This is a genomic window from Sphingorhabdus sp. (assembly GCF_044338195.1).
Lineage (GTDB): Bacteria > Pseudomonadota > Alphaproteobacteria > Sphingomonadales > Sphingomonadaceae > Sphingorhabdus_B.
In genome coordinates this window covers 1-6,258 of record NZ_JBIIMC010000054.1, presented here as the reverse complement: position 1 = coordinate 6,258, position 6,258 = coordinate 1, and the positions used below count along the sequence as shown (strand labels likewise).

Genomic DNA, 6,258 nt, shown 5'->3' with positions numbered 1-6,258 from the left:
CCATTTGAACACCACCGATAAGCAGCGCCATCGATAGCTTGTGATATTTGCCGTATTTTTCGAAATTCTCCGCAACCTGCGCCGCAAGTTCGCGCGTCGGTTCGAGAATGAGGCTGCGCGGCATGCGCGCACGCGCGCGGCCATTGGCAAGCACATCGATCATCGGAAGAACGAAGCTAGCGGTCTTGCCCGTACCCGTCTGTGCGATTGCGATGATGTCACGCATCATCTGGACCTGCGGGATAGCAGCGGCCTGAATTGGGGTTGGCTCGTCATAGCCAGCCTCACTTAAGGCTCTCAATAATTCATCAGACAGGCCGATATCGGCAAAACGCATATGTTGTTCCGGAAAAAAGATGCAGTGCCACCGGTGCCAAAGCCATAGCGACGAGGGTCGCCAATGGTCTCTGCGGGCAGAAATGTCAAGGTAATTGGCCGAATGCGGCCGGCGCTATCGCGGTATCAGCAATCGGAATTTATCAATCGCGCATTTTGCCCCGGTGCGGGCATGCAACACATCCCGATCCACGCATAATTTGCCGTCAAATGACCGCTCCATATAAGCGCCGGCATAAAACTCCCGTGCCAGACAACCCTCACCCAAATAGGCGCGGATAAGGATGCCATCGCGCGTCAACAGGTCGAGCGTGCGGTCGGGTCCGGGACGCGAACCGCCCAGTCTGTCGACCCAAAGGCATTTGCCGATTTTCTTTTCTTTATATTGCAGCTTTGCGACCGATTGCCGCTGTGCGCCCACGGCCGCCGGTGCTGACGAAGGGCTTGGCAAACGAATGATAATGCGTTGGTCAATGCGCACTTGGTTAAATTCTGTCTGCAAACGGAGGAACGGCGTGAACGGATTGTTCGCCATACCAACGTTAAAGTCGGCCCAAGCCTTTTGCGGCACGGTCGTCAGACCTGCCGCAAGCAGGATTATGGCAAAAACTATGCGCAAGAAACATTCCGGTATGAAGTTGAAGTTCTAACGACTTTACCCGATAGGGTTGAACGTATCATGAATTAAATGCCCTGAACCTTCGCACATAATGGGAAATACCGTGCCAGATGTAAACGCCTTATCCGAACTTCGCTCAATTTTGGGACCAAAAGGCTATTCGGATGATCAGGACGTCATATCCCCGTGGCTGACCGACTGGCGCGGGCGATTTACCGGCGCCGCCGCCGCATTGCTTTCACCCGCCACCACACAAGAAGTTGCCGCAATTGTGCAGATTGCCGCGAAGTATCGGCTGTCACTCGTTCCACAGGGCGGCAATAGCGGAATGGTCGCGGGGGCCACGCCCAATAGCAGCGGCAATCAACTGATCCTTTCAATGCGGCGGATGAACAATATCATCGCGATCGATGCAGATGCCGGCCTGATAAGCTGTGAGGCGGGTGTCATCTTGCAGAACCTGCATGAAGCCGCCGCACAGTCCGGACGGCGCTTTCCACTCACGCTTGGCGGCAAGGGGTCGGCGACCGTTGGCGGCCTGATTTCAACCAATGCGGGCGGCACGCAAGTGTTGCGGCACGGCACGATGCGTTCGCTCGTTGCAGGTCTTGAGGCTGTTCTGCCCGATGGCTCGATCTATGACGCCATGGCGCCATTGAAAAAAGACAATCGCGGCTATGACCTGAAACAACTGCTGATTGGCGGCGAAGGCACGATTGGCGTGGTGACGAAGGCCGTGCTGCAAACCGTCCCCGCGCTTATTGACCGTTGCGTCGTGTGGGCAGGCATCGATAGCCCGCAACAGGCATATGAACTGTTGCTGTTCATGCAGAAGCATGGGCGCGATCGTTTGGAGGGCTTTGAAATCCTTCCCAATCGTGCGCTCAACGCCGTGCTCACGCATATTTCGGGCACACGGCCCCCGCTCGACACCACGCACCGCTGGCATGCGCTTATGGAATTTGTGCAGGACGACCCTGCCCAATCCAGCCCCGGAGAGCTGGCTATGCATCTGCTGGAGGATGCCATCGCCCAGAATTTACTCGAAAACGCGACCATCGCAAGCAGCGACGTGCAGGCAGAAGCTTTTTGGAAAATTCGCGATTCGATTGCGGAGGCCGAACGTGCCGCCGGCGCCGCGCTGCAACATGATATCAGCGTTCCGGTCGCGGCCATGGCGCGCTTCATTGAACAAGAATCGCCGCGTATCGAAGCGGACTACCCCGGAACCAAGACCGTTGCGTTCGGACATTTGGGCGATGGCAACATCCATTTCCACGTAAAGGCCCCCGAAGGCGTCGATGTCACGGCTTGGTATGCGGGGGATGGCAAGGCGATCACGTCGCACGTCTATGATCGTGTGCGCGCTTATGGCGGTTCATTGTCGGCGGAACATGGCATTGGCCAATCCAAAATCGACGAATTCGCGCGGCTTGCCGAGCCTGCCCGGCTTTCGGCTCTGCGGGCCATTAAAGGCGCGTTCGACCCGCTTGGCATTATGAACCCCGGCAAGCTTGTTCCACTTGCGTAAAGGCTGCTGCCCGACTAAAGCGCCGCATTAAATTTTTGCCCCATAACAAGCACTGGAGTTTCACATGGCCACAGCGCCCCAAGCCGCAAACTTGCCGCTTCTGTACAAAGACCTCATCCCGCTCAACAGCAACGATCACGTCACGTGGAAATCGCGCCTGTTGGAGAATGCAAAGTTCCTTGAAGGGCAGCATGCGATCCCGTTGACGATCGAAGAGTTCGTCCCTGCATCGCGCACCTATCCCATCATTTTTTCCGCAACAGACAATCCTGTTCCGCTGGTCCTGATGGGCATGAACGAAGGTGTAAACACGTTCATGAACGAGGAAGGCTTTTTCGAGCGTCCCGTTTACGTCCCTGCCTATGTCCGCCGCTATCCATTCCTTTTGGCCAAGCTGCGTCCTGACACCGAAGAGCTGTCCTTGTGCTTTGACCCCACATCGGGCGCCGTTGGTGAATTTGAAGAAGGCACACCCCTGTTCGAAGATGGCAAGCCAAGCGAAAACACGCAGGCTATTTTGAAATTCTGTGAAGAATTCGAAAATGCCGGTGCGCAGACCCACGCCTTTGTTGAAGAGCTGCAAAAGCTTGACCTGTTAATGGACGGCGAAGTGTCGATCCAACAAGAAGGTCAGGAACAGCCATTCATCTACCGTGGTTTCAAAATGATCGACGAAGCGAAACTGCGCGAATTGCGTGGCGACACCGTCCGCAAGCTGAACCAGAACGGTATCCTTGCACTCATCCACGCGCATCTGTTCTCGTTGCAGCTGATGCGGGAAATATTTGCAGTTCAGGTTGCTCAAGGTAAGGTACCGCAGGTGACGGAACTGCCTTCGGCCTAATCAGGCGAAATGCTTCATGCCGTCACTGTCCATCATGGAAAGTGACGGCATGGCAAAATATAGCAAAATCGCGATCCTTTTTCACTGGTTGATTGCCATATTGATCGGTGCCAACGTACTGTTGGCAAATCTGGGCGAAGGTCTGCCCCCCGCCGCGCGCGCTGCCTATATGAGCCCGCACAAGGCCATTGGCATTTCCATCTTGATACTGACCATTGGCCGCATATTATGGCGCCTTGCCAACCGCCCGCCTGCGCTGCCTGATAAGGTCGCGGGTTGGCAGGCCAAAGCCGGCCATACCGCCCATATGTTATTCTACGTCCTCATGATCGTCATGCCGCTCACCGGTTGGCTGATGATCGGCGCCAAGGGCAACGCTGCGCCCGTTGATTTCTTTGGCCTGTTCACGCTCGATATGGCGGTTGGCAAAAATGCGATGCTGGCGGACATCGGGAATGAGGGGCATGAGATATTGGCCACGCCGCTTATCGTGCTCATCGGACTGCATATTTTGGGCGCTTTGAAGCATCAGTTCATCGACAAAATGCCCTTTATCCAACGGATGTGGCCTTAAACGGGCGTTAGCGCGGTCAACATAGCCAGCGCAACAACTACCCGCACCAATGCCTCGCCTTAACGACATTGGGGCAGAATGTTTTTGCTCTGACTTGAAACTGCAATGCTCAGGTCCCATTCTCGAATCTGGACGGAGACTTCCCCTCCCGTTTCTGTCCAACGATGCCCTAACCGGCATCAACTCCCTGAACCTCGGCCACCCCGGAGCATTCCGGGGTGGTTTTTTTATGCGATCCGTGCGGCTTTATTCCGCGGCAATCAACGCAGGCGAACCAAGCGCCTCGTCCGCCAAAGCCTCCACCAGCCCGGCTATCAACAACTTCAGCGGTTCAACGCCAGCCCCAGGCTGTCGCAAATCAGCATCAAGGTAAAGCGACCGGTCCACTTCCAATTGGATCGCATGGATATTGGCCCGCGGCTTGGCATGGCGGCGCAGGATATAATCCCCGGCATAGGGGTGGTTAAGCGCAGCGGTAAAGCCGTGCCCCTGCAAACGGGACATCAGCAATTCGGCATATTGCGAGGATGCACTTTTGCCGAACCGGTCGCCAATAACAAATTGCGGCCCCGCGCCAGTTGCCGGGTTGTGGAGCGGTGGCATGCTGTGCACATCCAGCAGGATCGCGACCCCGAACTTTTGCCGCATATTTTCAAGCACCGTTGATACGGCCTTATGATAGGGCCGATGCAGCGCCGCAATGCGGTCATTGATATCGTCTAACGTGAACTGCCGTTTCCACAAATCGCCTTCGCCCGACAATCGGCGCGGCACAAGGCCAAGCCCGCCGCGCTGCTTCACGCCGGGCGCGGGATAATCCGCGCGCTGTGCGCCTTGGACCATCTCAACGTCGATATCCTGTTCATCGCGGTTCAGGTCGATCCAGGCGCGCGCACGGTGGGCGACGATGGCCGGATGGCCAGACTGCACCGAACGGCGCACCATTAGATCGGCATAGCGATCTTCAAGCCGGACAAGCGATGCCGGCGGCACGCGCAGCGCGTCAATAACAGCTGCGGGATAATCGCGCCCCGCGTGCGGCACAGACAACAGCACAGGCACGGACATATTCTCCGTTCCCCACATTGCAAATCCGGATGCCGCTATGTCCAACACGTCCTCTTCATTAGACTAAAATATGTTGTTGGCAGGTTTTGCGCAAAATGGTGCAAAAAAATTAAGCCTCTGCAATTATAGATAGAACCGGCGCCGCAATTTGGCGCGCAAAAGATGTTTAAGGATTTGTTATGACCCGAATTCTGCTCGCCGAAGATGAACAGGCTATGCGCGAATATCTCGCGCGCGCACTGGAACGGTCGGGCTATGACGTTGTCGCGGTCGACCGCGGCACAGCGGCAGCGCCCTTGCTGGAACAAGAACATTTCGATCTGCTGCTCACCGATATTGTGATGCCCGAAATGGACGGCATTGAACTCGCGCGCCACTGTAACCGTGTGTCTCCGGGCACTGAGGTCATTTTTATCACCGGCTTTTCGGGCGTAGCGCTGCGCGCAAGCGCATCCATGCCAAGCGCCAAAATACTGTCCAAACCCTTCCATCTGAAAGACCTTGTCCTTGAAGTTGAACGGCTGTCTTCCAAGGAAAGTTTTGGCGAGCTGAAATAGGCTTGAATGATAGCAAAAGCCCAGCTAGAGGCTGCGGCATAATGGGCGTATAGCTCAGCGGTAGAGCACTGCATTGACATTGCAGGGGTCGCAAGTTCAAACCTTGCTACGCCCACCATTTAAAAACCCCGCCGTCCGAATGGAACGGCGGGGTTTTTTAATTTCGTAATATGTTCCCTTGTGCGGCATAGGAATGCCAAACGCGCCGAACTGAACCCGTCATGTGCCATCCAACGCCGAATGCACGAAAAGCCTATGATAAAAATACCACAGCGGAGCGATAAAGTTGCGGGTTTAGCTGAGCAGTTTCCGGCGGCTGTCGTAAGGGCAGGTCTCTTGCACGACCAATTTAGACGCCAGCAGCTGCTTCAAAATCTCGTTGAACCAGCGTGACGACATGCCGGACTTATTCATATAATATTTTACCGGTTGCCCGGGTTCTTGCTTAATGAGGAGCAGCACATCCCCCTCTTTACGCATAAATGGCAAGCCAATTTCCTGCTGAAAAGTCGCTAAATATCTCAAACAATGCAGATAATCGCTAATATGCGTGTTGTAAATTTCATCATGCGAAGACATTGCCCCCCCCCCCTTAAAACATGAGTTGAAGCGTTTTCGTTATAAACGAACACCATCAAACATGATCATTGCCCCAACTGCCCATCACTTTGCTAACTTCAGAAAGCCAGCTTAAGGCGTAGCTTCCCTCTGTCATATAGATAAAGAAAA

At 55.0% G+C, this 6,258-nt stretch carries 8 protein-coding genes and 1 tRNA gene; 5 read left to right on the top strand and 4 right to left on the bottom strand.

What is annotated here, in order from left to right:
* Both ACIQZK_RS10470 and ACIQZK_RS10465 read right to left on the bottom strand, forming a co-directional pair.
* On the bottom strand, nucleotides 1-337 hold a 337-nt coding region (locus ACIQZK_RS10470), incomplete at its 3' end, for a DEAD/DEAH box helicase (RefSeq protein WP_397576077.1).
* 114 nt (nucleotides 338-451) lie between these two features.
* Nucleotides 452-907: a hypothetical protein gene (locus ACIQZK_RS10465; RefSeq protein ID WP_397576076.1), complete on the bottom strand. Its 456-nt coding sequence runs from the start codon at nucleotides 905-907 to the stop codon at nucleotides 452-454.
* A 151-nt stretch (nucleotides 908-1,058) separates the two neighbouring features.
* Here ACIQZK_RS10465 and ACIQZK_RS10460 point away from each other — a divergent pair, with 151 nt between their 5' ends.
* The 3 genes from ACIQZK_RS10460 (at nucleotide 1,059) to ACIQZK_RS10450 (ending at nucleotide 3,904) form a co-directional block, all read left to right on the top strand.
* On the top strand, nucleotides 1,059-2,486 hold the full coding sequence (locus ACIQZK_RS10460; protein ID WP_397576075.1) for an FAD-binding oxidoreductase: 1,428 nt from the start codon (nucleotides 1,059-1,061) through the stop codon (nucleotides 2,484-2,486).
* Between the two features lie 64 nt (nucleotides 2,487-2,550).
* Nucleotides 2,551-3,330, top strand: a complete 780-nt coding sequence (locus ACIQZK_RS10455; RefSeq protein WP_397576074.1) for a SapC family protein — start codon at nucleotides 2,551-2,553, stop codon at nucleotides 3,328-3,330.
* Between the two features lie 16 nt (nucleotides 3,331-3,346).
* Nucleotides 3,347-3,904 carry a cytochrome b gene (locus ACIQZK_RS10450; RefSeq protein ID WP_397576073.1) on the top strand — a complete coding sequence of 186 codons (558 nt, stop codon included), beginning with the start codon at nucleotides 3,347-3,349 and terminating at the stop codon, nucleotides 3,902-3,904.
* A gap of 246 nt (nucleotides 3,905-4,150) precedes the next feature.
* On the opposite strand, the gene ACIQZK_RS10445 is transcribed toward ACIQZK_RS10450, so the two are convergent.
* Nucleotides 4,151-4,972, bottom strand: a complete 822-nt coding sequence (locus tag ACIQZK_RS10445) for an N-formylglutamate amidohydrolase (RefSeq protein WP_397576072.1) — start codon at nucleotides 4,970-4,972, stop codon at nucleotides 4,151-4,153.
* A gap of 179 nt (nucleotides 4,973-5,151) precedes the next feature.
* Here ACIQZK_RS10445 and ACIQZK_RS10440 point away from each other — a divergent pair, with 179 nt between their 5' ends.
* Nucleotides 5,152-5,529 (top strand): response regulator, encoded by a 378-nt coding sequence (locus tag ACIQZK_RS10440; RefSeq protein ID WP_397576071.1) that lies wholly within the window; start codon nucleotides 5,152-5,154, stop codon nucleotides 5,527-5,529.
* A 43-nt stretch (nucleotides 5,530-5,572) separates the two neighbouring features.
* Nucleotides 5,573-5,647: transfer RNA gene (locus ACIQZK_RS10435), tRNA-Val, on the top strand.
* A gap of 176 nt (nucleotides 5,648-5,823) precedes the next feature.
* Here ACIQZK_RS10435 and ACIQZK_RS10430 read toward each other — a convergent pair.
* Entirely contained in the window at nucleotides 5,824-6,108 is a 285-nt protein-coding gene (locus ACIQZK_RS10430; protein ID WP_397576070.1) for a hypothetical protein, read from the bottom strand.
* Nucleotides 6,109-6,258 lie beyond the last annotated feature (150 nt).